The 331-nt window shown below is 55.3% G+C and carries 1 pseudogene; it reads right to left on the bottom strand.

Going from position 1 to position 331, the window contains the following annotated elements:
- A pseudogene (locus tag AACP56_RS17995) lies at nucleotides 1-331 on the bottom strand (SusC/RagA family TonB-linked outer membrane protein); the annotation flags it as partial.

Genomic DNA, 331 nt, shown 5'->3' with positions numbered 1-331 from the left:
CGTAAAGAACCGGAACCCGTAGGTGTTGTCCCTATCGCGTTCATCGTTCAAAAGGAGTTCTTGAACAGCATGGCGCCCCTGGCTGATCGGTCTTGAGCCGATGTTGAACTCGGAAAAGCCCTCCCCGTTGTCAAAGACGGGGTCCCCGAAGACGTCCCTGACCAGGTTTCCCTGCTGATCGTTCACAAAGACCGGATAGACCGATCCGATGTTCTTTGCAAACCCAAAAGGGTTAACGATGCTCCCTGTTCCTGCACCGGTCGGTGCCACGGCCTCTGTAATGGTAATGTTGGCACTGCCCCCGATGGTGATCTTGTCGCTCACGTCGAAC

Source organism: Croceitalea sp. MTPC6, assembly GCF_036985525.1.
Classification (GTDB): domain Bacteria; phylum Bacteroidota; class Bacteroidia; order Flavobacteriales; family Flavobacteriaceae; genus Croceitalea.
This window is presented reverse-complemented; position numbering and strand designations above follow the sequence as displayed.